At 38.0% G+C, this 26,137-nt stretch carries 20 protein-coding genes, 1 tRNA gene and 1 pseudogene; 7 read left to right on the forward strand and 15 right to left on the reverse strand.

The window, feature by feature from the left end; genetic code table 11:
- Positions 1–9: 9 nt before the first annotated feature.
- From acpS to LQZ75_RS05245, 7 genes are all read right to left on the reverse strand, one after another.
- Positions 10–366 carry a holo-ACP synthase gene (gene acpS / locus LQZ75_RS05215; protein ID WP_230096780.1) on the reverse strand — a complete coding sequence of 119 codons (357 nt, stop codon included), beginning with the start codon at positions 364–366 and terminating at the stop codon, positions 10–12.
- Positions 367–564: 198 nt separating this feature from the next.
- Positions 565–2,163 carry a degradosome RNA helicase CshA gene (cshA, locus tag LQZ75_RS05220; protein ID WP_284707488.1) on the reverse strand — a complete coding sequence of 533 codons (1,599 nt, stop codon included), beginning with the start codon at positions 2,161–2,163 and terminating at the stop codon, positions 565–567.
- A gap of 419 nt (positions 2,164–2,582) precedes the next feature.
- Positions 2,583–3,113: a phosphatidylglycerophosphatase A family protein gene (locus tag LQZ75_RS05225; protein WP_230096781.1), complete on the reverse strand. Its 531-nt coding sequence runs from the start codon at positions 3,111–3,113 to the stop codon at positions 2,583–2,585.
- Between the two features lie 80 nt (positions 3,114–3,193).
- A complete protein-coding gene (locus LQZ75_RS05230; protein WP_230096782.1) occupies positions 3,194–4,435 on the reverse strand; it encodes a sensor histidine kinase in 1,242 nt (413 codons plus the stop codon).
- Entirely contained in the window at positions 4,428–5,117 is a 690-nt protein-coding gene (locus tag LQZ75_RS05235; protein ID WP_230096783.1) for a response regulator transcription factor, read from the reverse strand. The genes LQZ75_RS05230 and LQZ75_RS05235 overlap by 8 nt, the downstream gene beginning before the upstream one ends.
- A gap of 143 nt (positions 5,118–5,260) precedes the next feature.
- Complete coding sequence (locus tag LQZ75_RS05240) at positions 5,261–6,199, reverse strand: nucleoside hydrolase (protein ID WP_230096784.1); 939 nt, start codon at positions 6,197–6,199, stop codon at positions 5,261–5,263.
- A 71-nt stretch (positions 6,200–6,270) separates the two neighbouring features.
- The gene (locus LQZ75_RS05245) at positions 6,271–6,783 is read right to left on the reverse strand and encodes a TetR/AcrR family transcriptional regulator (protein WP_230096785.1); all 513 of its coding nucleotides are present in this window, start codon (positions 6,781–6,783) and stop codon (positions 6,271–6,273) included.
- Between the two features lie 107 nt (positions 6,784–6,890).
- On the opposite strand from LQZ75_RS05245, the gene LQZ75_RS05250 reads away from it, so the two are divergent.
- Complete coding sequence (locus LQZ75_RS05250) at positions 6,891–9,485, forward strand: efflux RND transporter permease subunit (RefSeq protein ID WP_230096786.1); 2,595 nt, start codon at positions 6,891–6,893, stop codon at positions 9,483–9,485.
- 56 nt (positions 9,486–9,541) lie between these two features.
- Here the strand turns inward: LQZ75_RS05250 and LQZ75_RS05255 are convergent.
- Positions 9,542–10,904 (reverse strand): annotated as a pseudogene (locus LQZ75_RS05255) (cytosine permease).
- A gap of 228 nt (positions 10,905–11,132) precedes the next feature.
- Here LQZ75_RS05255 and codA point away from each other — a divergent pair.
- Positions 11,133–12,368, forward strand: a complete 1,236-nt coding sequence (gene codA, locus LQZ75_RS05260) for a cytosine deaminase (RefSeq protein WP_230096787.1) — start codon at positions 11,133–11,135, stop codon at positions 12,366–12,368.
- Between the two features lie 148 nt (positions 12,369–12,516).
- Here codA and LQZ75_RS05265 read toward each other — a convergent pair.
- The 4 genes from LQZ75_RS05265 to LQZ75_RS05280 form a co-directional block, all read right to left on the reverse strand.
- A tRNA-Leu gene (locus LQZ75_RS05265) sits at positions 12,517–12,600 on the reverse strand.
- An 81-nt stretch (positions 12,601–12,681) separates the two neighbouring features.
- Complete coding sequence (locus LQZ75_RS05270; protein ID WP_230096788.1) at positions 12,682–13,131, reverse strand: SprT family protein; 450 nt, start codon at positions 13,129–13,131, stop codon at positions 12,682–12,684.
- Positions 13,124–15,283 carry a Tex family protein gene (locus LQZ75_RS05275; protein WP_230096789.1) on the reverse strand — a complete coding sequence of 720 codons (2,160 nt, stop codon included), beginning with the start codon at positions 15,281–15,283 and terminating at the stop codon, positions 13,124–13,126. The genes LQZ75_RS05270 and LQZ75_RS05275 overlap by 8 nt, the downstream gene beginning before the upstream one ends.
- A 90-nt stretch (positions 15,284–15,373) precedes the next feature.
- A complete protein-coding gene (locus LQZ75_RS05280; protein ID WP_230096790.1) occupies positions 15,374–17,578 on the reverse strand; it encodes an LTA synthase family protein in 2,205 nt (734 codons plus the stop codon).
- Between the two features lie 97 nt (positions 17,579–17,675).
- Here LQZ75_RS05280 and LQZ75_RS05285 point away from each other — a divergent pair, with 97 nt between their 5' ends.
- From LQZ75_RS05285 to LQZ75_RS05295, 3 genes are all read left to right on the forward strand, one after another.
- A complete protein-coding gene (locus tag LQZ75_RS05285) occupies positions 17,676–18,107 on the forward strand; it encodes a GNAT family N-acetyltransferase (RefSeq protein WP_230096791.1) in 432 nt (143 codons plus the stop codon).
- A gap of 59 nt (positions 18,108–18,166) precedes the next feature.
- Positions 18,167–19,843, forward strand: coding sequence for an adenine deaminase (ade, locus tag LQZ75_RS05290; protein WP_230096792.1), 1,677 nt, complete (start codon positions 18,167–18,169; stop codon positions 19,841–19,843).
- A 107-nt stretch (positions 19,844–19,950) separates the two neighbouring features.
- Positions 19,951–20,823: an NAD(P)-dependent oxidoreductase gene (locus LQZ75_RS05295; protein ID WP_230096793.1), complete on the forward strand. Its 873-nt coding sequence runs from the start codon at positions 19,951–19,953 to the stop codon at positions 20,821–20,823.
- A gap of 224 nt (positions 20,824–21,047) precedes the next feature.
- Here LQZ75_RS05295 and LQZ75_RS05300 read toward each other — a convergent pair whose 3' ends face one another.
- The gene (locus tag LQZ75_RS05300; protein WP_230096794.1) at positions 21,048–21,893 is read right to left on the reverse strand and encodes an undecaprenyl-diphosphate phosphatase; all 846 of its coding nucleotides are present in this window, start codon (positions 21,891–21,893) and stop codon (positions 21,048–21,050) included.
- 214 nt (positions 21,894–22,107) lie between these two features.
- Between LQZ75_RS05300 and LQZ75_RS05305 the strand changes: the two genes are divergently transcribed.
- Entirely contained in the window at positions 22,108–23,463 is a 1,356-nt protein-coding gene (locus LQZ75_RS05305; protein WP_230096795.1) for a hemolysin family protein, read from the forward strand.
- Between the two features lie 149 nt (positions 23,464–23,612).
- Here the strand turns inward: LQZ75_RS05305 and gnd are convergent, their stop codons facing one another.
- Complete coding sequence (gene gnd / locus LQZ75_RS05310; protein WP_230096796.1) at positions 23,613–24,518, reverse strand: phosphogluconate dehydrogenase (NAD(+)-dependent, decarboxylating); 906 nt, start codon at positions 24,516–24,518, stop codon at positions 23,613–23,615.
- Between the two features lie 169 nt (positions 24,519–24,687).
- On the opposite strand from gnd, the gene LQZ75_RS05315 reads away from it, so the two are divergent.
- Entirely contained in the window at positions 24,688–25,536 is an 849-nt protein-coding gene (locus LQZ75_RS05315; RefSeq protein ID WP_230096797.1) for a MurR/RpiR family transcriptional regulator, read from the forward strand.
- Positions 25,537–25,814: 278 nt separating this feature from the next.
- Here LQZ75_RS05315 and LQZ75_RS05320 read toward each other — a convergent pair whose 3' ends face one another.
- Entirely contained in the window at positions 25,815–26,057 is a 243-nt protein-coding gene (locus tag LQZ75_RS05320) for a type B 50S ribosomal protein L31 (protein ID WP_230096798.1), read from the reverse strand.
- Between the last annotated feature and the right edge of the window lie 80 nt (positions 26,058–26,137).

Below are 26,137 nucleotides of genomic sequence, written 5' to 3' on the forward strand. Positions count from 1 at the left end.
ATATTATCACTACACTTGTTCTAAAATAACTTCTGTCATCACTAATTTATCTGTGTGTGTAATTGACACATGTGCTCGCCCGGTAAACGGATGCTTCGTAAATACTGGTTGCCCTACTTCATTGTTGATGATTTCTAAATCTAAAAAACTTAATTCCCGACCGATTCCGGTACCAAAAGCCTTACTATAGGCTTCTTTGGCTGACCAACGACCAGCAACAAATTCCGCAGCATGCATTCCTTTAAATTTCGTCAATTCACTCTGTTCCCGAGGAGTTAAAAATTTAGCCATAAATTCAGGTTTGCGAACGGTTAAATCCCATACCCGATCAATGTCAGCTAAATCAATTCCCAATCCATAAATCATGGTTACTCCAACATTTATATAACTTTTATTTTATTTATCAGTTCATTATACCAAATAACAAAACTATAAGATAATATTACCGAAAATTTTATTGTTGATTATTTACTAAATTTTACCAATCAACAAAAAGAGCGCATCAGGTTTACACCTAGTGCGCTCTTCATATATTCATAGAATATTAGGTTTAACAACTCCTAATTAGTCGTTGTTGTTTTCGTGAATTGTGAATGGTCGACGACCGTGTGAACCGTTACCGTTACCACGGAATCCACCACGTTTTTCGCCATCACGGCCACCACGGTAGCCGCCTTCACGACGACCTTCACCACGGCCACCTTCGCGACGATCGCCACCACGACCGCCTTCACGACGACCACGGTAACCACCTTCACGACGATCACCACCGCGACGATCACCACCACGACGATCACCACCACGACGGTTTCCGCCACGGTAGCCACCACCATTACCCTTCTTACGAGGTAATGGACGTTCTGGTGTAATCTTAACTGGTACTGCTTCTGAATCTGGACGTGCAGCAGCAGTTAATAATGCAGCAGCCAATGTTTCAGAATCATATTGGTTAACCAAGTTAGCGATTTGTTCTTCGATACCTTCAGTCTTAGTACGACCAATGATATTTTCAACTTCACCAAGAGCAGTTGCAATACGCCCAGCTAAAGCTTCTTCCTTTGTAGGTGGCTTCAATGGCAACATCCGCTTCTTAGTTAACTTTTCAATATCACGTAAGTAATCAATTTCACTTGGTGATACAAAAGTTAATGAAGTTCCGTGAGCACCGGCACGACCAGTACGGCCAATACGGTGAACATAGCTTTCTGGATCTTGAGGAATATCGTAGTTGTAAACGTGAGTAACGTCCTTGATATCCAAACCACGAGCAGCCACATCAGTTGCTACAAGGATGTCAAGTTCGCCACCCTTGAATTGACGAAGAACCTTCATCCGCATTTGTTGTGATAAGTCACCGTGAATACCAGCAGCACGGTAACCGCGTGCTTCAAGACCCTTAGCTAATTCATCAACACGACGCTTAGTACGACCGAAGATGATTGTCAAGTTAGGGTTTTGAACGTCGAATAAACGAGTCATAACATCAAACTTTTCAAATTCTTTAGTCTTAACGTAGTATTGATCAACTAAATCAGTTGTCAATTCTTTGGCTTCAATTTTAATGTGTTTAGGATCTTGCATAAATTGCACACCAATACGCTTGATAGCTGGTGGCATCGTAGCTGAGAACAACATTGTTTGACGTTCTGCAGGTACGGCTTTCAAGATTGATTCAATATCATCTAAGAATCCCATGTCAAGCATTTCATCGGCTTCATCAAGAACCAAGTTCTTAATTGAGTCAAGCTTAACAGTCTTACGGTTCAAGTGGTCAAGTAAACGACCAGGAGTACCAACTAAGATGTTGGGGTGGTTTTTCAAACCATTGATTTGTTTACGGATGTCAGAACCACCGTAAACTACTTGTACTTTAACCCGCTTATCGCGACCAAGTTGGTACAATTCTTCTTGTGTTTGAATAGCCAATTCACGTGTTGGTGAAATGATTAAGGCTTGCAAACCACCTTGTGGATCGATGTTTTCTAAGATTGGTAACCCAAAGGCAGCTGTTTTACCAGTACCAGTTTGGGCTTGTCCAATCACATCGATTCCTTGTAAAGTCAACGGAATTGTTTGTTCTTGGATTGGGGTTGCTTCAACATAGCCATGTTTTTCGATGGCTGTCAACAGGTCTTGTGTAAGACCGAGTTCTGAAAATTTCAAAATATTTCCTCCATATACATGAAGCTTGCATTACTAACTGGCTACGAAAAATCCGTTCCGCTTAAAGCGCACAGCAGCTGAGCTTGCTTCAACTTACAACATATAACTTATCAAGTATACTTTCGTTTGCTATAGATAGCAAGGAATTAAAACAATTTATTACTAATAATTACAATAATTACCTTACCTCATTTTACATTTTTCAATCCTATCAATGCCAATATTTAAACACATTTCGCTATTTCCTCTGATATTTATAATTAGATAAATTTTATAAGCATCGTTATAACCATAACCAAAAAGTGCGACCTCCCCTCAAAATACTGTACCTACCACCACATACCTTTAGCTGTATAGCCCATTACGGTATCTGTCAGTAGTGCTCGTATTTTCCCAAGGGAGTGTCGCACTCTACTTATTTAATCCTTTATTCCAAAATTATCATGCACTTCTTGAGGATGGCTATGGGCAATCCGAGCTGCCGCCGCGGCAGCAATTGCCCCTACTAAGTCATCAGCAAACGTATTCACACGACCACCCTTATGTTGATTTAAGCGCCCAATCAATTGCGGTTTAACTTTATCTAAATACCCATAATTAGTAATCCCAATTGAGCCATACACCGAAGTAATCCCCATCGCAATTTGTTCATCGATCCCATACAGACCTTCATCATTTTCGACAATTGTTTGGAGTGGTTCGGGTAATAACTTTTCATTAGCTAGTGAATCCAATGCTAAGCCTGTTAAAATCGCATTTTGAACTTCCCGCTTAGCCAATACATGTTCCACTGCATCAGTTGCCAATGCTGGTGTCAATTGTAAGATATAATCTTTTTGTAAATCATACACAATTTCACCAATCTCACTTGGTGTGATATCGTGAATTGCTAATTGTTGAATCACATGATCATGTAAATCTAGATATGGTTTAGTTTCAGTTTTATTCATTGATACTTCCTTTCATTAGGCCTTCATTGTACTACGGCTTTATCAATTTTAATGCAATAACAAGTAAAGATTTATATCCCCTACTTGATTGGTAGTGAGATTCTAAACGTTGTGCCTTGCGGCTTGAAATCTTCAACGACAATTTTCCCTTTATGAATATCGACAATCCACTGTGCAATTGACAATCCTAAACCAGTTCCACCAGTCGCCCGTGAACCAGATTTATCTTCCCGATAAAAGCGGTCAAATACATGCTTCTTACCTTCATCAGATATCCCTCGGCCAGTATCATTAACAGCAATAATTAATTGCTTATTTTTGATACTAGTCTCCAAGCTAATGGCTTGGCCTGGCTCCGTATACTTAAGAGCATTATCAAGTAAGATAACTAGTAATTGGTGAATTCGTTGCCGATCAAACATAACTGTTCCGGTTGCTGCTAAATTAGTTGTAAATTGTTTATCATCTAACTGCGCAATCTCACTATACGGTTCAATAACTTGATTAATAAACGTAGCTAATTCAATTGGTTCACGATTAATTACCGCCATGTTTGAATGTGCCTTAGCAAGCGTCAACATATCTGCTGATAGTGAATTTAATCGGCGTATTTCAGATAATGCCATTATGACACCATCGTATTGGTCTTTAATTTGAGCATTGGGTTTAGTCAACAATAGTTCTAATTTATTTTGAATAATTGTTAACGGTGTCTTTAACTCATGCGCGGCACTATTAACAAAATCTTGTTGTTGCTGCCAAGCTTTTAATACTGGTCGCATATAGCGTTGCGATAACTGCCAGCTTACAAAAATAGTCAAGGTTGTAAATGCTAGAAAGGCTACAAACATCACCCGAGCAAAACTTGAGACACTTTGACGTTCTGATGTAATATTTTCCATCAAAAGGGCATAAGTTGCCGTCTGGACTCCGTCGGTAACCGGATTTGGAAGCTTAACAAGCACCGACCGGAAATAGACCGAACCATTCAAGCGAATATTATGAATCTCATTGACACCATCTTTATCCATTCGAATTTTAGCCAACGGTGTACTACGATCACCCAATTCATTGAAATTAACAATATTACCTTTATCATTAAATAACAACGAAAGGGTTTTAAAATTTGCCGGATTAGGCAACGTATTTTCTGTCCGTAAATTATAGGCGGCCGTCCGTAAATCATTATCCGCTGAGCGATATAAAATTTGCCTAAAGGTTAATAAAACAATCATCCCTAAGACTGCAAAAATCATCGAAAAAACTACCGCTTCACTAATAAACATCCGTAAACGCTGTTTGTTATTAACTAGTTCACTCATCGCTTTCCTCTAGGATAAACCCAATGTTTCGTAAAGTTTTAATCAAATGTTCTTCACCAACTGATTCTAACTTGCGACGTAAATTATTAATATAAATATTAACTACGTTCATTGTCGTATCAGAATCAATGCCCCAGATACGATCAAAAATTTGTTCACGGGTCACAATAATATTCTTATTTTGAATTAAGTAAGCTAAAATATCAAATTCTTTCCCGACCAGTTTCAAAATTTCACCACCAACCGCAACACTACGATTTTCAAGATTCATTTCAACTCGACCTGTCCGTAATTGGTGATCTTCAGAATATACCCCAGCCCGCCGTAGTAAGGCTTGGACACGTACAATTAATTCTTCTCGATGAAATGGTTTTGTTAAGTAATCATCAGCACCAATATTAAAACCGACAATTTTGTCATCTAGACTATCTTTAGCCGTTAAAATTAAAACCGGGGTTGAAATTTCATGCCCCCGAATATGTTTAATTACATCAAGACCATTTTGTAGTGGTAACATCAAATCACAAATAATTAAATCATATGGTGCTTCTAAAGCTTGATATTCACCATCTTCACCATCAAAGGCTTGGTCAATATCAGCAAAATCACCTAACATCGCTTTAATATCATTCGATAAATCGTGTTCATCTTCAATTAATAAAATTTTGATTGCTTGTTTCATTAGTCGTCTCCCAACTATACTTTCGCTAAATATATTTTAACGTATCTTCACTTAAAAAACTCTAATCGTATGTATTGTTTTTAGAGTACGGTGACTAAATTAAAGGAATATAAAAAAACATGCATTTACTGCATGTTTTTTTATTATTGCGCACGTTTAATAACCATTTCTAAAAATTCAAAGAAAGCATCGTGATTAACATCATATACGAAATTAACTGGCCGGCCAGTTGGTGTCACAAACGTACGCCCACGACTTTGACCAGTTGTAATAACATCACAATTAACAACTTTGGTCTTCGTTAACGTCGGATTTAACATATGGGCGGTCGTTAACACATCCCATAAAAAATATGTTGAATTTGTTTCAAAATGCGTCAACGTTGGAACAATTGCATACCCTTGGCCGATAAAATCAAGGCCTACATATTGGCGTTGCTTAGCCCAACGTAACCGGTCAGCATTAGTTAATGGTACTTGATGAGTACTTTCAAGCGCCACCATATCAATTTCAATTTGGGTATCCCAAACTCGTTTTACTGCTTGTGGGTCCCAAAAAGCATTCCATTCTGCTGTATTATCTTGTTCGGGTTCCGCAATATTTCCGACACCAAATGTTCCCCCCATCCAATACAAGCGAGCAATCTTAGCTTCAATTGCTGGATTAACATCAAGTGCAGCTGCTAAATCACTTAACGGACCTGTAAATAACAACGTTACGGGTTCATCAGCTGCCATTAACTTATCAACTAAATCCAAATGGGCGGGTTGATTGGCAATTTGGACTTCACCAGTCCCAAATTCATTTAAAATTGGTAACGCATCAACGGTAAATGAATCCATCCGCCACTCTTTTGGAAATGGATCATTAGTTTTAGCCGTTGAAGCCGCCACCGTAAGTTGTTTATTTTTACCAAAGCGATTAATAATCTTTTGACTAGCCGCAACCCCAGGTTCTAAATATGAATCGGCGGGCACATCCCCCACTCCAATTAATTCAACCTCTGGTGATTCAAGTAACATCAACAATGATACTAAATCATCAACCCCAGCATCATGATTAAAATAAACGGATTTACGCATTATCAAACACCTCATTTTTTATTATTATCTTCATTATACCCTAAAAAATTAATTATAAGTTTGACAATCAACTAATCATTCGTGTTTAGATAGTGTTTCTCTGCAAAAATTATAATATCCTCCTTCGAAATCACTGTTGGATTTTCAATCCAAGCACTAAAAATCGCCACCACCGTACGATATATTAATTCCGCTTCAGCCGGACTTTCAAGATTTATACCACGAAAATTAGTTAATCCAATATATTTAATGCGTTCAAATAATAATTGTTGAAATACATATTTAAAATCATCCACTTGATTAAGAATATGTTGAAATAATTTGAAATTTCCCTCAATAACATCAAAAATCCGTTGCATTTCCACCACAACCCCGTTTGGCTCATTACTAATTTCTGATAATTTAACTCGCACAATTTCACCAATTAGGTCATTGTATGCCGGAAAATGTCGATAAAAAGTACTTCGATTAATCCTAGCTGCATTGCTAATTTTTTCCACACTAACTTTATTTTTTTGATTTGATACTAATAACTCTTCTGCGACAGTTAATATCTTTTGATGGGTCTGTTCATATTTTTTCATAATTATATGATACCAAAATGCGACACTCGTTGCATTTTGATGCTTACATCCCCTTTGACTTTTATTTAAAATAAACCATATTAATTTTTAATTTAGGAGTGAAAAAGATGATTCAAAAAATTTTTAGGCAATTTAGCGATAAGATTATCCGCTATCCCAAAGTAGTCATTACGATTATCGCAGTCATCACGGCGGTATTAGCCTTAGGTTTACCTAAGATTCAGCTTAAGATGGGAAATGACGTTTTTGTTAATGCACATTCCGTTGTCTATCAAAATACACAAAAAGCACAAAAATCTTTTGGCGGTGATAACGCTTATCTGCTATTTAGTGCCAAGCATGGTTCTGTAATAAATCACGAAACCTTTGCGGCGATTGCTGATTTTGAAAAGCAATTACATGATGTACCACATATCAGCCATACAACTAGTGTGATTACACTGTTAAATCAACAATTAAAATCAACCGGCGCTACTAAACTCGCTAATAACACTAATCTATCACCAACAAAGCAACATAAGTTACAAGCTGACATTATGGCTAATTTAAGTCCAACTGCTAAAGCTCGTATCCAACAACATTTATTAACTAGCCTGACTACTGAACAAAAGGCCCAATTACAAACTTATACGCTTAGTTTGTTAACTTCAACTCAGCAACTTACCATTGCTCATCAAGGTTCTACTGCTAATTTAACGAGTATTTTAACTAAACCACAGCAAAAACAACTAAATCAATACACCCAACAGTTATTAACCAAACAACAACAAGCACAACTCGCCCAAAGTATGCTCGCATACTTACCTAGTGTGGAAAAGATGTCAACGTCGTTACTGCAAGATTTAATTCTCGACAATGGTCATGTTAACTCTAATCTTGCAACATTATTACCAAAAGATGGCCAACATCTATTATTATTAGCAACTCTTGATAAAGCCGATATGGATAGTGATGTCCAACTAGTTAATGCTTTAAATAAAACGATTAATCAACACCCAATCAAAAATATTACGATTCGTGTTGCGGGTCAACCTGCAATTTTAGGCAATATTTCTGGTGAAGTTATGACAACCATGGCTATTATGCTTGGACTCGCCGTTATCATGATGGTACTTATTTTAGCTTTAGTATTCCATGTCCGCCGCCGCTTATTATCATTACTTTTTGTCTTAATTGGGCTCATTTGGTCATTTGGAATTATGGGTTGGTTTAATATTTCATTAACTCTGGCAACGATGGCAACTTTACCAATTCTAATTGGTTTAGGAACTGACTTTGGGGTACAATTTCAAAATCGCTATGAAGAAGAGTATCGTAAACATCCAATTGCAACTGATGCAATTAAACAAGCAATTGTGGCAATGGGGCCCGGTGTCGGCAGTGCTTTACTTGTTATGATGTGTACATTTCTAACCATGTTTTTATCAAAAGCACCTCTCATGCAACAATTTGGTTTAACCCTCGCTATCGGGGTTCTAGCGGTTTATATCGTTGAATTTTTCTTAATGTTTGCCACATTACGGCTCCTTGATCGTAAAAATATACCTGTAAAAGCAACGCACCAAAATAATTTCATTAGTAACCTCCTCGCAATTTATGCCCGCTTTGTTACTAAACACGCCTTCATTGTCGTGTTATTAGGTATAGTCGTTGGAATTGCCGGTTTCACCGTGGAACATAATGTTCCCGTTGAAACAGACTTAATGAACATGATTCCTAAAAAAATGCCAGCACTTGAAAATACTAAATATCTGCAAAAACAGGTGGGGTCAACTAATTACATTACTTATTTAGTTGAAGCACCAAATGTCACTCGTAAATCAACTTTGTTAGCAACTGATAAATTAACTACGCAAATTGTTAACAAGCATACTGATATTATTGATGCTACGACCATTACTAGTACGTATCACCAAATGTTTGGTTCATTTACCACTACCTCACAACCACAAATTAACGCAAACATTGCTAGTTTACCGGCGGCATTACGTCAACAAATGATTAGTCATAATCATCATTACGCCATGATCCAATTTAAAGTTGGTAGCCACTTATCTTCAGCGGACCAAAATAAATTAATGAAGCGTATTACGCGTGAATTTAATACAGCAACAGCACATCAAAATTATCAAATTGTACCCGCTGGTGCGCAAGTCCTCATGTTAGTTGGTCTGGATAACATTTCATCTAACCGAACTTTAATGATGTTAGCAGGCATTATGGTAATTGTTATTTTACTAACATTAATCTATCGCCGTTTTAGTCATGCGTTATTACCAGCCTTCCCAATTATCGTTGTTCTTGGGGTTTCACCACTAACTTTATATTTATTAGGTCAATCATACAATCCCCTCACGTTAGGTTTAAGTGCCTTAGTGCTCGGTATTGGAACTGAATTCACCATCCTAATTATTGAACGCTACCGTGAAGAATTAATGCAAGGTCAATCAGTCCGAGAAGCCGTTATCCAAGCGGTGCAATCAGTCGGTCAAGCAATTACCGTTTCTGGTCTTACTGTAATTGGTGGTTTCTTTGCTATTATCTTTGTTAGTTTCCCGGTCTTAAGTTCATTTGTGTTAATTACGGTTTTAGATACCGCTTTCTCACTTTTAGCTGCATTAACTTTATTACCAGCCATTATCGTATTGACTCAAGGTAAAGTCGATAATAAGCTCAGCCCACAAGGGATTGTTACCAAATAAAAAATAACCTCCTAATAGCCTAAGTTGCTATTAGGAGGTTATTTTTTATTATTAAATCAAGCTTTTTTATTTTGACCAATTTTAGCTACTAAGAAATAAATCATACCCGTAATAATCATCGTAATAAATGTTGCCCCAATACTATCTTTAATTGCTGGGATCATTGAAATACCAAAAAATATTATAACCCCAATAATCCACGTTCCTACCGCCAAAATATTAAATCCACCTTGATACCAGTACTTACCGTTTACTTTAGTAAATTCTGTAGTTTCATACTTTTGGTGACGAATAATAAAGAAATCTACTAAAAAAAATAGCGATTTCTGGGCCAAGAAACATCCCAATTAAATCAAGAAAACTTGTAAATGCATCCAAGAAAGTAGCAAAAAACAAAGGTACAAATGATACAAAAGTCGCAATAATTGTAACAATCCATAATGCGGGAGTTAGATCTAATTTTTTGAACATATTCGTCAATGCTGAACCAGCGGCCATTAAATTAACCGCATTGGCAGTTGTTGATGTAATAACAATTACAAGTAATGCAATAATACCCAAGCCTAATTTGGATGCAATTGTTGACGGATCCGAATTATTTGGATCATAGCTATTAAGGGTAATGGCCGTCGCAATTGTAGCGAATAAACCAATGAAAGCAAACCAAAACAAGCCAATGTTTGCACCCAAGAATGACGTTGTTGTTGCTGCCTTAGCGTTAGGTGTAAAGCGTGAAAAATCAGCAGCAGCAGTAACCCAAGCTAAATTAAATGCTGCTAACACATCGATGGCATTCCCGAAACTTAAACGAATATTGGCTTTAGGTTGCCAATGTGCAATCGATGTAAAAGAAACGTGTTGAAAGACAACAATTGTTTCCCAAATTACAAAAACAAAAACAAGAATAATTCCGATTCGTTCAATCATTTGAATTGATCGTTGACCTAACGAAATTGAAATTAAATGTAGAATACCCATAATTAAAATTCCAATTGTAATACCTAAATAGCCATGATTTTGATATATTGCCAATCCAAAAACATCATGTAAAATAACACTAATTGAAATTGCGGCAATAAATGTATTGGCAGCTGTCCAACCAATAAATTGAACAACATTGATAATTGACGGAATAAAAGAGCCTTTTAATCCAAATGATGCGCGTGTTAAAGCCATTGCTGGTAAACCGGTTTTATATCCCATATAACTTGCAAAACCTAAACAAATATATGATAAAATCCCTGCAACTATTAAAGCGGTCGCACCTGTCCACATACCAGCAGCTGCAATTACACCACCGATATACCAAGTTCCGTTATTAGCATTTGCACCAATCCAAGTCGCAAACATATCCCAATGTGACATTTTTCTTTGCTCCATCGGGATTGACATCACACGACCAAATTCATTATTACTCATTTTGCGTTTCCTCAGAAATTTATATTTTACCTTTAAAAAACGCCATAAAAAAAGACAGCCGCACACTGTCTTTTTTAAGTTATTAACTAACTTTTGCATTTAAACTGTGCTCTTGTTGGACTCACTGGACCATCTTAAAAAGGTATTTGTATCATTATAGCAAATAAATAAAATTAAGCTATAAAAATGGTATACTTTGATCAACCCACCCTTCAAAGGAGACTTCACATGCTACTACAACAAGTACACATTGAAAATTTTTCAGAATTAAAAGATATTCGCATTGAAAATGCTACATTTACCGCAATCGAAGCACACCTCGAACCGCAAGCTGGTGAAGAAGTAATTGATTTAGCTGGTAAACTTGTGATTCCACCATTCGTTGATCCCCACGTTCATCTTGATTCAACCATGACAGCTGGTGATCCTGAATGGAATGAAAGTGGGACATTGTTTGATGGTATTCGAATTTGGTCAGAACGTAAAAAAACGTTAACGCATGCCGATGTAAAGCAACGTGCAATTGCGGCTTTACGGCTCCAAGCTAGTAACGGTCTCCAATTTGTCCGTTCCCACGTTGATGTCACTGATCCAGATTTAACAGCCTTAAAAGCGTTAATTGAAGTCCGTGAAGAAGTAAAAGATTGGATGACCTTACAATTAGTTGCTTTCCCTCAAGAAGGGATTCTTTCTTTCCCACATGGTAAGGAATTAATGATTGAAGTGGCTGAGCTTGGTGTCGATGCGATCGGTGCCATTCCACACTTTGAATTCACACGAGAATATAGTGTCGAATCATTACACTTCGCCTTTGAAGTAGCCCAAAAATATAACTTACTCATTGATGCCCATACTGATGAAATCGATGACCCAGCCTCTCGCGGCCTTGAAACAATGGCCACTTTGGCTCTTGAATCCGGACTTAAAGAAAAAGTAACCGCCTCACATACTACTGCAATGGGTTCATATAACGATGCGTATGTCTATAAATTAATGCGGCTGCTTAAAATGTCTGATATTAACTTTGTTGCTAATCCTCTAATTAATATGTATCTTGGTGGCCGCTTTGATACTTATCCAAAACGGCGTGGCCTTACCCGAGTCAAAGAACTTGATGCCAATGGGATTAACGTTGCTTTTGGTGAAGATGACATTAAAGATCCTTGGTACCCAATGGGCAATGGTAATATGCTTGATTCACTTCATATGGGGCTTCATGCGACCCAAATTATGGGTTATAGTGAAATTCTTAATTCATATCGCTTCATTACCCATAACGGTGCTAAAGTTATGCACGTAACTGATCAGTATGGTATTGAAGTTGGTAAACCAGCTAACTTACTAGTTTTTAATGCGCCTGATTTCTATACAACTTTAAATGAACGTGATGAAATGCTATATTCCATCCATAATGGGCATATTTTAGTTAGTACTAAACCAGCCAAAAAATATCTCCACTTCTAATGGCGAAACTAAGTATTCAAATGAATTAAATTTAAGAATGCATCTGAAAATTTTATATTTCAGATGCATTTTTTATTATTCACTCCATCGTCCTGGTATTTAAACACAAAAAAACACCAACCTCTGTTGAAGTTGGTGTTTACTATGATGCGGGTGAGAGGGTTCGAACCTCCACGGTATTTCTACCACAGGATCCTTAGTCCTGCGCGTCTGCCAATTCCGCCACACCCGCATGTTGTGTAGCAAGTTGTTATGTTTTAACAACATATATAAATATACCAGACAACTTAGACCTACGCAACACTTTTTTGAATTAAATTGTAATTAATTGTAATTTTCCCTTACAACGGCCACAAACATATCTTTTCAGATCAATTTTACGTTGCCGCCAATAATCAATTTGGCAATGATAACACACATAATGATATTTACGGGCTACCTCATTTTGCTGACTCTTAGGTGCGTAACGTAAGCCAGCCACTTGTTTGAGTAATTGCTTAAATTCACGGCTACCATGTTGATATGCCTGCCCACTTAAGTGTAAATGATAGTGCACTAATTCATGCTTAATCACACCAATTAAGGTTGCCAAGTCATGTTCTGTGTACATCTTGGGATTAATTTCAATATTATGGTCCTGCAACCGATACCGACCACCCGTTGAGCGTAAGCGGCGATTGAAGGTTACTTGATGAACAAAAGGAGCTTCAAAAAAAGCTACTGAAATTTTTTGCACTAACACCTGCAATTCGTCATCAGTCATTGCTTGTTTCCAGTGGTAACAATGACAAACCAATCCGGTCACGTTTTAAGTCAATATCTACGACCCAGACTTTCACCACATCACCAACTGCTAATAAGGCACTAGGATGCTTAATCCGTTGCTTACTCATCCGTGAAATATGCACTAAGCCATCATGTTTAACACCTAAGTCAACAAACGCCCCAAAATCCGTTACATTGCGAACAGTGCCTTCAAGTTCCATCCCCGGTTTTAAATCTTCAATGTGTAAAACATCTGAACGTAAAATAACGCCTGGTAAATCATCGCGAACATCACGACCGGGCTTCAAAAGACTCGCAATAATATCAGCCACCGTAGCCGGTCCCGCTGCTAGTTTCGTTGCTAGTTCTTGCGCATTAACCGTAGCCAATTTTTGCATTGCTGGCGTATTAATATCGGCTAAGGTCAAATCTGAAGCTGCTAAAATTTCCTTAGCTAATGGGTAACTTTCTGGGTGGATATCGGTATTATCAAAAACATTTTTCCCATCCATAATCCGTAAAAAGCCCGCTGCTTGTTCATATGCTTTAGGCCCTAAACGAGGGACCTTTTTTAATTGATTCCGTAAGTTAAACTCACCATTTTCATCACGATATGTCACAATATTTTGCGCAATAGTCTTGTTCAGCCCTGAAATATGCGTTAATAGCGCCACACTGGCCGTATTTAAATTAACCCCAATCTGGTTAACGGCCGTTTCAATAACAGTCCCCACGGTCGCATCAAGCTCCTTAGTTGGTAGATCATGTTGGTACTGTCCAACCCCAATCGCCTTAGCATCGATTTTGATTAATTCGGCTAACGGATCTTGCAAACGACGACCAATTGAAACAGCCGAACGTTCCTCAACATGCAACGTTGGAAATTCTTGACGCGCTTCATCACTTGCTGAATAAACCGACGCTCCCGCTTCATTTACAATGACATAATGGACACCTGCAGGTATGGTTGCTGCCACAAACTCTTCAGACTCACGACTAGCCGTTCCATTACCAATCGCAATTAATTCAACTTGATTTTCACTAATTAATTTTTTAAGTGTTTCAGCAGCGGCTGCGCGGTCTTTAGCATTGGCGGGCTTATGAGGATAAATAACTGTCTTAGCCATAAATTTACCGTTAGCATCAATTACCGCTAACTTACAACCTGTCCGAAATCCGGGATCAAATCCCATCACAACTTGCCCTTTAATTGGCGTTTGCATTAATAAGTGATAGAGATTTTCACCAAAAACATCAATTGCTTGCTGACTAGCATCACTTGTTAAACTAGCCCGAATTTCACGTTCAATGGCGGGTCCAATAAAGCGTTTATAGGCTTCTTGAATAGCATTATCAACAATTGTCCCAGCTGAATTTTTGATTGTTCCAATTTCTTTAAACCGTAAGCGATTCAAAATATCATCGACATTAATTGCAATATCGACTTTTAAAACTTTTTCCCGTTCACCACGATTAATAGCTAGAATTTGATACCCGTTTAATCCTTTTAATGGTGCCCCAAATTCGTAATATTGTTGATAAACACCTTTTTCATCAAGTTCTTTACCACCGTTTTTAACACTACTTTCTAAACGACCTTGTTTCCACGTTAATGTCCGAATCCATTCACGGTGATGTGCATTCTCACTGACTTGTTCGGCAATAATTTCAACTGCCCCAGCTATGACCGCCGTAGTTGTTGGAACATCCGCATTAACATAGTTTTGTGCCGTAACCTCAACATCCCCATTAGGTAATTTAAGTAGCCACTGAGCAAATGGTTCTAAGCCTTGTTCCTTGGCAATCATCGCTTTGGTCCGGCGCTTTTGTTTGAATGGTAAATATAAATCTTCAACAACTTGTAACGTTGATGCATTCGCAATTGCTTTGCTTAAGGCAGCTGTTAAGGCGCCTTGTTCGGTAATTGCTTTAGTAACCGCTGCCTTACGAGCAATTAAATCATTTAACGTTTTAGCCGCGCCCTCGATGTCGCGAATCGCAACTTCATCCAAATTTTGCGTCCGCTCTTTCCGATAACGTGCAATAAACGGAACAGTATTCCCCTCAGCTAACATCGACAAAACATTAGTAACTTGGCTAATTTTTAAATTAAGTTGTTGCGCCACTTGGGCATTAATTTCGGTATCCATATTTGCTCCTCAGTTAATTTAGTATTTTAATTATACCATTTAAAAAAAGCTACATGGGCAACTTACCCACGCAGCTTTTTTACATATTATTTAATTTGAATTACCATCATTAGAACTTGAGCTTGAAGCACTATCGTTAGAACTTGAACTCGAACCACCATCATTAGTGTCAGTTCGGCGAGTCTGTTGAATACGTGAACCGCTCATATCTTTGTGATTCAATTCTGGTGCATTGGTTTGATACAAATCAACCGTTGACTGATCATGATTTTGTGAGAAGATACTCGTTGATTTCAGATGTAAATTATTCTCAATTTTATCTGCTTCCTTGATTCCATTTGGATATACATAATTATAGTTATCCGGGTTAACTTTTGGTAAGCCCGCCGGTTGATAGAATCGCAGTAGATTCTTTTCATTCAATGAATCTGATAAACTCAGCCCTTCTTTAACTTTAGCATTCCAGGCATTAATAGTCTTCATTAAATCCGGTGTTTGGGCTAAAACATCACCCGTTTTAGTATCATAGACCGTTCCATTAATGTAATTATACCAAGGTGATACAAAACCACCATTCCGGAAGGCAACGACTTGACTATGTTGTGGTGACATTAAATCTTGCCCAAACTGGACATACTCACGATTATCAATCCCTAGTAAGTGTTCCAAGGTTGGTAATACATCAATTTCACCACCATATTGATCTTGGACCCCACCATCAGTAAGGCCAGGAATGTGAATAATCAATGGTACTCGTTGTAATTCGGCATTATCATTATCATTCCAGTTCGTGGCATTTTTATCTAAAACAGGAGCTAAACTTGGGTTTTCACTATCTGATATTCCATAGTGATCCCCATATAAAAGCACGACAGAATTGTCATATAAGCCTGATTTCTTCAAATAATCAAAGAATTCTCGTACTGAATCATCCAAATAACGATTTGTGACAAAATAGTTATTAACAAGTTTTGAATCAGTAGTCGTTGTCTTAAAGCCTTTATCGACATCTTCACTATCTAATGAATACGGGAAGTGATTGGTAACCGTAATGTATTTAGCATAGAACGGTTGTTGTAAGTGTTCCAAATATTGAATTGAATCATGGAATAACAACTTATCTTTGAGTCCATATCCAGTCGCTCGATCCCCAGTTGTATCATAATAACTCGCATCATAGAAATAGTTATATCCCATGTTTTTATACGTATTATTACGGTTCCAGAAGGCCGCATTATTCCCATGGAAAACTGCTGATGTATAATCACCTTGTTGTTTTAAAATATCTGGAGCTGCTTGGAATGTTTCATCACTACCAAGCTGTGCGAAAAGTGAACCTTGTGGCAACCCAAAAGTTGACGTTTCTAACATGTTTTCAGCATCAGATGTTTTTCCTTGACCAACTTGGTTAAAGAAATTTGAAAATGACAAACTTGATTTTGAATTATATAACGAATTCAAGAATGGTGTGATTTCTTTGCCATCAATTTTACGATTAATCACAAATTGTTGGAAGCTTTCCAAGTGAATCACAATCACATTGCGGCCTTTAGCAATACCATAGAATTTAGGATTACCTGGCACGTAATGACTATGCACGTATTTAAGGACACCCGTAATTTCTGAACTTTTGGCATTTTTTCGTAATTCGGCTGTCTTATGTGAATTAATTGCATCATACGTGGTAAACGCATCTAAGCCCAAATATTTCACCATATATGTGCGGTCAAATTGGCGCGTCAATAATTGCGGACGACTCATATCAGCTAAGGCAATATTGAATAAGACCAAAACACTAGCGCCAGTTACAGCAGCTAGCCCGCCCCACCGATTAGGACGTTGTTTATCAAATTTAATTTTACGTAACAACATCAAGCCAATAATTACAATAAAATCAAGCCAAAAGAACATATCATGGAAGGCCGTTAGTTCATAGCCAGCCCCCCCTAATCCTTGGTTAACTTTGTTATAGCCTAAAATAACATTAATCGTCACAAAATCTGTAAACTCACGGAAATAAATAACGTTAAGATATAATAAAACTGTATTTAGCGTATATGCCAATCCTAGCCAAGCATAGAAAAACTTAGCTGATCGGAAAAACCACGCTATCCCTAGTAACAAAATGGTTGTCGCAAAGGGATTAATCGCCATAATAAAGGCTTGGAATGGGGTTGCCACTCCTAAAGAGCCAAAATCAACGATGTATGCTAAGAGTGTCTTAGCCCAAAAAAGTAATACTAAGCACCAGAAAAAACCTTTTCGGGTGCTTAACATACGAAATAATTTTTGCATTCGAGAAAATCCTTTAATTATTTTTATTCATGTCTTATCAATTCTACCATTAATAGTATAAAATGTTTTTTAAATCAATATTAAGGAAAAATTTATCATGAAAATTAACGTCCAATTCGGTGCTAACACCCCAACTAGTCAAGATGCCTTAGCCATTCGTAAAGCTGTCTTTGTAACTGAACAAGGCATTAGCTTGAAAGATGAAATTGACCATCTTGATGATCAAACATGGCACTATGTAGCTTACTTGAACAATCAGCCAAGTGCAACCGCCCGTGTTATTGAGGATGCGCCTGGGCAATGGCATGTTCAACGCGTTGCCACCTTAGCTTCAGCGCGTCATCAAGGACTAGCTCATGCGATTATGACCAGAATCATAACTGATGCAACCGCTCATAATATTAACAGTTTAACACTGGGAGCACAAATTACAGCTCGTGGATTTTACGAAACTTTGGGATTTCAAGCGCATGGCCCAGAATTCATTGATGCGGGCATCGTCCATATTAACATGCTCAAAAATATTTAATTTTTATTTTTAATTCAAAGTAAGCTATAATTATAAATCAAAACGCAGAAGGGATTATCATGCCTATCCAACCTATTACTGTCGACCATTGTATTACTAATGCCCAAGTTTTAGACGTCTTCAATCTAACTTTCAAACCAACCACATTGTGGATTTTAGCCGATAAGATCTACGCTGTCGGTGACCAACCCAATTTAGTAGCTCATGACACCTTTGATGCAAATGGCCGTACCATCGTTCCTGGCTTCATTGATGCCCATATGCATATCGAAAGTTCGCTCCTAAATCCGGTTGAATTTGGTAAATTAGCCTTAAAACGGGGTATTACGACAATTTTTGCTGATCCTCATGAAATTGCTAACGTACAAGGGACGGATGGCTTAGACTACTTTTTAAATGAAGGCCTAAAAAGTCCGATTGATATTCAATTCATGTTACCTTCATCGGTACCAGCTGTTAGCTTTGAACATGCTGGTGCTAAATTAACCGCTAAGGACTTAAAGCCATACTACCAACGCGCTAATGTTGGTGGTCTTGCTGAAGTGATGGATTTTCCAGCATTAGCAAATGCTGATTCCGATATGTTAGCTAAAATTGCCGATGCGCACGCAGCTGGTAAACAAATTGATGGCCACACAGCTGGTCTCCAAACCCCGCAATTAAATATTTATCGCCACTATGGTATCACTACTGATCACGAAGCCCGCACAGCCCAAGAAGCACTTGAACGCATTGCAGCTGGTTTCTATGTTTATCTCCGTGAAGGAACGGTTGAGCGTGATTTAGAAAGACTCCTACCAGCAGTAACACCTGATAACTACCATCGTTTCGCCTTCTGTACGGATGATAAAACTGTAGTGGATATGTTTAATGAGGGTGGGGTCGATTTTAATATCCAAAAGGCCATCGCATTAGGGATGTACCCAGCTATGGCTTATACATTAGCTTCATTTAATGGTGCCCAGTCGCATGCAATCAATGATTTAGGGGCGCTTGCTCCTGGCTTTAAAGCGGACCTTGTTGTCCTAGAAGATGTCGAAACCGTTGCAATTAATCGTGTTATGAAAGCTGGTGCTTGGCAGGCAGATAACCCAACTGCCCCCACCCCATGGCCATATACATCCATGAATTATACAATTGGTGATTTAAACTTACCGATTGCTACTGGCCGAGCCCGCGTGATTGGCGTTATTCCCGATCACATCGATACGGAAAGTTTAGTATTAAATGTTCCCACTGAAAATGGCTTTTTTATCGCTGATACGCAGCAAGATCTAGCGAAAATAGTTGTTGTTGAACGCCATAATAATCTCCCCAATACAGGTGTTGGTATCGTCAAAGGCTTCCAATTTAAAGCCGGTCAACATGGGGCCATCGCTAGCTCGGTTGCACATGATTCTCATAACTTAATCGCCACCGGTACTGATGATTCTCTCATCACTAAGGCCATTGAGGCGATTGGTGCCGTTGGTGGTGGTTTGGCGGTTGTTAATGGCGCTGGTGAAGTGACTTGCTTACCGCTTCCAATTGGTGGTTTAGTTTCTAATGAAAATTACCAAACGGTCTGGGCAGAATACCATGCCTTATTGGCGGCATTTAGCGAAATCAGTACCGCTGAATATGATCCTTTTATTACCTTGTCATTTTTAGCATTACCAGTCATCCCCTCCCTTAAAATAACTGATCAAGGTTTATTTGATTTTGAGAGCTTTAGTTTTGTCAGTTGTGAAATATAATTTTTATTAATTTAAACCATTGTTAACTAGCTTAACCGTGGTTTTTTAATTACGACGCGCTATAATCAAAATATCAACAACTATCCTAATAATTATGAGGTATTGATATGCAAAAAATTGGTTTTATTGGTACAGGGGTCATGGGCGCAGCTATGATCACCAACCTTCTTGACGCTGGCTATCCTGTAACCGTCTATAATCGGACAAAAGTCAAAGCCGATGCGGTCGTTGCCCATGGTGCAACTTGGGCTGATACCCCAGCCGAAGTAACGCGCCAAGCTGATATCATTATTACAATCGTTGGTTATCCTAAAGATGTCGAAGAAGTCTATTTTGGCAAAGATGGTATCTTTAGTGGTGCCCATGCAAAACAAATTATCATCGATATGACCACCTCAACACCCGCATTAGCAACTAAAATCGCCAACTACGCCCAAGCACATGATATCGCCGCACTTGATGCACCTGTTTCTGGGGGTGATATTGGCGCAAAAAACGGTACCTTAACCATTATGGTTGGTGGTTCAGAAACCGCATATCATGCTGTTGAACCAATTTTTACGGTTTTAGGTCATCAAATCAATCTGTTCGGGCAAGCCGGTGCTGGTCAACATACTAAAATGGCTAATCAAATCATGATTGCTGCGACCATGATTGGGTTAAGTGAAATGCTAGTTTATGCTAAAGCGGCCAATCTTGATTTACAAAAAGTTTTAATGACTTTAAGCAGTGGTGGTGCCGATAACTGGAGTATGGATAACTATGTGCCACGTATCTTACAAGGTGATTTTCAACCTGGTTTCTATGCTAAACACTTACTAAAGGACTTACGCATTGCTTTAGATGGTGCTAACGAAATGCACCTTGATTTACCAGGTACTAAACTCGCTGAAAGACTCTACACTAAACTTAGCGAAGAAATGCACTTGGGGGATGAAGGGACACAAGCGCTCGTTAAACTATGGGCAAGTTTTCAATAAGCTTTAATTTACTCCTATACTACTAGTATAGGAGTTTTTAATTAGGTCATACCTTACCAACCTATTGTCACAGATTGCATAAAAATATTCTGTTACACGTAAAAAGCGCCACAAAAAAACACCATAAGCATTAACTTTGGCGTCATTTTTTTAGTAAGATAATTCAATTTTAACGAATGCTGTTTCAATGTTAGTAGTGTCAAAATAACTTATCAAAAAATTATTTAGCTCAAGTTTCCTTGTAAGACACCCATTAAACCAAGAATAATAAAGACAATCCCTGCAACAATCCGGTAGTATCCAAAGGCTTTAAAGTCGTGGGTTTTGATAAAGCCAAGGAAGGTCTTAATCGCAATGATTGCTACAATAAATGATACCAATGTTCCCATGAACAAGACCATTGTTTGGGGACCATTGAAAGTATTACCTTCCAATAAGAACTTACCAACTTTTAGAATAGTTACCCCAATCATAGTTGGAATCGCAAGGAAGAAAGAAAATTCAGATGCGACAAATCGTGAAGCACCTACAAGAATTCCTCCAAGGATAGTCGCTCCTGAACGTGAAGTTCCTGGTACAATACTCAAAACTTGGAATAAACCGATAAATAAAGCTGTTTTCCAAGGTAATGTGTATAAGTTAGCATGGCGCGGAGTTTGTTTTTCATTGTGTTTTTCAACAAAAATGAAAATTACCCCGTAGATGATGAAGAAGGCTGATACAACTTGCCAAGTCATCAAGTGAGCATCCATCCAGTCATTCAAGGCTAACCCAACAACTACTGAAGGGAGAATCGCTACCACAACTTTAAACCATAAAATCCAAGTTTGTTTCTTTTCTTCAGCATCTTTTTTGCCAGAGAATGGATTTAATTTGTTAAAGTATAAAACAATCACAGCTAAAATAGCACCAAACTGAATAACATAATTAAACATATCCATAAATTGCTTTGATTCGCGCATGTGCACAAATTGTTCAGCAATAATGATATGCCCTGTTGATGAGACTGGTAGGAATTCAGTTAACCCTTCCACAATCCCAATAATTGCAGCTTTAATAAGTTCTAACATAGTTTCTCCTTTTACTTTGCGTACTTAGATAGTATACCAAAAGTAGTCATAAACAAATAGCTAGGAGTGATAATTTTATAAAATATTCACTGTATTTAGGCTTATCAATACCTATTATTTACAATATAATCCCAATACATTCATTAGCGTATTCTTTAAATAATCTGTATAATATTGATTAGGCCACAACGGCTTAGAAATGAGGATTTTAATTTTGGATAGTAGTCATATAATTACAAATTTAATTGTTATTTTTGTTGTGCTATTATTAGCTACATTGTTTGTTGCCAGTGAATTTGCGTTGGTTAAGATTCGCATCAGTGCGCTTGAAGATGCTCAAAACCAATTACCCAAACCATCTAAAAAGATTGCCCGGGCAATTCACATGGTTAATAATCTAAATGAATATTTATCAACAACCCAAGTTGGGATTACCCTGGCTGGTTTAATTTTAGGTTGGCTTGGTGAATCAACAATTTCCGAGTTATTATTAAACCTTGGTTTTGTTGCGCACCTTTCAGATGGCCCAACTACAAAAATCATTGCATCCGTTGTCGCATTAGTACTATTAACTTATATCGAAGTCGTTTTTACAGAATTGGTACCTAAAAACGTTGCTATCGATATGCCCATGAAAGTTTTAATGTTTGTTACCGGGCCGTTACACTTTTTCCATGTGATTTTCTATCCATTTGTATGGTTTTTAAATACATCCGCCAATCATACGGTTAAATTATTTGGCTTGAAGCCCGCTGACGAAAATGATGAAACATTCTCTGAAGCAGAAATTTTATCACTTTCTCGTAATGCCGTTCATGGTGGCCAATTATCACAAGAAGATTTTGTCTTTATGCAACGAGCGTTTCAAATGAACGATAAAGTGGCCGTTGATATTATGATTGACCGGACCCAATTAGAAGTCTTAGATATTACAACTACGGTTAAAGAAGCGTTGGCTTTTTACCTCCAAGAACAATTTTCGCGGTTCCCAGTTGTTGCTAACAACGATAAGGATAAAGTGCTTGGTTACGTCTATGCTTTTGATCTCGTCCGCCAAAGTCAAGTCGATGGTTCAATCTTAATTTCCAAACTAATTCGTAATATTGAAGCGGTCCCTGAAAACATGCCCCTACACGCCATCTTAAAAAAGATGATTGAAAAGCGTACACCAATTGTCGTTGTTGCTGATGAATATGGTGGTACATCAGGAATCATTACGGATAAAGATATTTATGAAGAACTTTTTGGTACTGTGCGTGATGAAATCGATGATGTTGCCGAGGATCTCGTGCAAAAGACCGGTGAAAACACTTATATTGTACCTGGTAAGATGACGATGTATGATTTCGAACGTTTCTTCCAAGTTAACGTGCCGCAATTCCAAGATTCAGAGATGGTAACACTATCTGGGTTTATGATTGATGAAAATAAGAGTTTAAAGGTCAATCAAGTTATTAAAATTGATAACTTTGATTTTAAGGTTCTCGATTATACCGATGCATTTATCAATAACTTCGAAGTTACCGTTAATCCAATTGTTGATGAAGACAATGATGACAGCATCTTTTAGTAAAAGCCACAGACAATAACCAACTAATATGTCATTCAAAAAGCAGCTAGGGAAGCAATTTCCCCTAGCTGCTTTTTTGTAACCACATAATAAAAAAAGCCCAATCGCATTAAATGCAATCAGACTTTCCCATAATATTTAATTAAATATTACTTAGTGTCAACGGCGTGACCACCAAATTCGTTACGTAATGCAGCAACAACTTTACCAGTGAAAGTGTCGTCTTGCATTGAACGGTAACGCATCATCAATGAAAGAGCAATAACTGGAGTAGGAACTTGTAAGTCAAGACCTTCTTCAATAGTCCATTGACCTTCACCAGATGCGTGCATACGACCAGCTAATTTTTCAAGCTTAGGATCCTTAGAGAAGGCGTCTTCCATAAGTTCCATCAACCATCCACGGATAACTGAACCGTGGTTCCAAAGCTTAGCAACAGCTTCGTAGTCGTAGTCATATTGTGAGGCTTCAAGAACTTCAAAACCTTCGGCGATGGCTTGCATTTGACCGTATTCGATACCGTTGTGAACCATCTTCAAGTAGTGACCTGAACCAAGCTTACCAGTGTAAAGGTAACCATCTTCAAGGGCGATTGACTTGAATAAAGGTTCGATAGTCTTCCATGCTTCAGCGTCATCTCCACCGATCATGAAGTTACCACCATTACGGGCACCTTCCATACCACCTGAAGTACCAGCATCAAAGAACTTGATGCCAGCAGCAGTAGTACGGATGTTTTGTTCAAGGTTATCCTTGTAGTTTGAGTTACCACCATCAATGATGATGTCGCCTTCGTTCATCTTTTCAATCAAAGTGTCGATAGTTGAGTTAGTTGGTACACCAGCGGGAACCATTACCCAAACAACCTTTGGTGATGGCAATTGAGCAAGCATATCGTCGATATCAGTAGCAGATGATACTAATTCTGAGTATGCATCAGCTTCCTTAACGAAGTCTGCGTTCAAGTCAAAAGCAACAACTTCGTGTTTGTTGTCAGCAGCGTTTTTAACAAGGTTAAGGCCCATTTTACCTAAACCGATCATAGCGAATTTCATGAAGAAACACCTCTTAATTTATTTTTTACTACACTGTTATTTTAAGAAAAATTTTTTCAAAAATCAAGGGATTTGTTGTAAATTTTTTTCACAATTGCTATATAATTAATACATACAGTAAAAATAGACAGGACGAATTAGCTTAATTCGTTAATTTATCGGGGGTTTTATGGCTAAAACAGCAATTAGTAGCATCAAAATGAATTATCAACAATTAAATAATACAGAGCAACGGATTGCTGATACGATTTTAGCTAATCCAAATGCAGCCCATGACTTCACCATTCAACAACTAGCTGTCGTTTCAGGGGTTTCAAGTGCATCGGTTTCTCGCTTTGTTAAACATATCGGGTGGGAATCATATCGTGAATTCAGTTTGGCACTAGCTGCCAACGATAGTGACATTTCATTTTTTGGTGAAATTGAAGACAACGATAGTACCGATGATATTATCAAAAAAGTTTTCAGCGGGGCTGATAATGCGCTAAACACGACCTTAGAAATGCTTGACACCAGTGATTTTGACGTGGCAATTGATCTTATTTGCAACGCCAAATTAGTTGGTTTATTCGGTATTGGTGGGTCATCACTAGTTGCTTTTAACGGTTACCATAAGTTACTACGCACCTCAATTAATGTCATCCAACATCCTGATTACGACATCCAATTAATGCAAGCGGTTCATTTAGACCAACAAGATTGCGCAATTGTAATTTCGCATTCTGGACGAAATCATGATACCTTAGCCATCGCTGAAAAGTTGAAAGCCAATGGCGTCCCAATGATTGTTATTACTTCATTTGCTAATTCCCCATTAGCCAAACTAGCTGATGTCTGCTTTGTCTCATTGGCCGAAGAAGTCAACTTTCGTTCTGAATCAATGAGCTCCTTGATTGCCCAAATTACTATTATCGACTCCCTTTTTACCCTGGTTGGCTTTCATATCGGCCAAGACTCGCAGGATGTCCTTGATAATGTCCGGACGGCGATTGAAACGACGCGAGTCCCTAACAAATAACTTATCCACAGGTGGATATCTTTTGCAGCCAACACTTTATCCACAAGTACACATATCCACAAGCAAACGAAAGTGTGGCAGAACTGTTTTCTAGTAGAAAATTACTACTAAAACACGGTCCAGAATTCCAAATATACGCAAAAAAGCTAGGAAAATTTATTTTCCCTAGCTTTTTTGCTAGTATTTAGCGCTAGCGCCCCACTTCTGTCACAGCTCGTGCTTTAATTCTATGAGTAAAAAAGAAAAAAGACATGCGATATCCGCATGCCTTTTGGGTCTTACTTGAGACCGTATTTCTTGTTGAACTTGTCGACTGCACCGTCGGCTTGAGTGAACTTTTGCTTACCAGTGTAGAATGGGTGTGAATCTGAAGTGATTTCAACACGGATCATTGGGTAAGTAGCACCTTCAAACTCAACAGTTTGATCAGAAGTCTTAGTTGAACCTGACTTAAACATGAAGCCAGTAACTGAATCAACAAAAACAACTTCGTGGTATTCTGGGTGAATTCCTTGTTTCATAAATTTGCTCTCCTTAATGCCCTGATTCATGCGCTGAACCAGAGTCAGTCTCGATGTTATAACATTAACTCTAACATATT

Source organism: Periweissella fabaria (assembly GCF_918814575.1).
In the GTDB taxonomy this organism is placed as follows: domain Bacteria; phylum Bacillota; class Bacilli; order Lactobacillales; family Lactobacillaceae; genus Periweissella; species Periweissella fabaria.